Raw genomic sequence first — 611 nt, 5'->3', positions numbered from 1 at the left:
GCTGTGTCAAACTTCTGAATTTACAGGGATTACCGTTGAAGATAGGGCAAACCAAATTATAATCGTTATATTCGCTACTGTAACGTTCTTTTTCTACATTTATTCGCTCACGATGTTCTTCTAAAGCATGTAGTGTAATTTCGGGAAGTACGATTAAACGTGTCCCAATAGATGTTTTTGGTCAAATGTTATGTTCATTGAGCCAATCCCAGAAGTAATTAAAAAAATATCAATTTTGCACTGGGAAACGGTATCCCTATTACGTTAAAATAGATGCCCCTTATACATTAGAACGTAAAACAAATACAGAGATTACTACAAATATAAATATGGATCTTATTCTTTAAGCGGTTACATTTTTAAATTTAATAGAAAACCCTGCATTCTGTTGATCCAAATATACATTTCCAAATAGGGAAATATGACACCTACCACATTTAATTCGGACGGCGTATTTATCTAGCCAACTCAGTTGCAATTTAATACGAGTGATACTTTCACACACATTACATTGAAAATCATTTGTTACTATCATTAGATTCATCCTTTTTAATAGATAATTTCTTTATAGAATATATTATCATCATAATTCTTGTTCTAGATGTAACTTT

Source organism: Bacillus sp. JJ1127, assembly GCF_036965845.1.
Classification (GTDB): domain Bacteria; phylum Bacillota; class Bacilli; order Bacillales; family Bacillaceae_G; genus Bacillus_A.
This window is presented reverse-complemented; position numbering follows the sequence as displayed.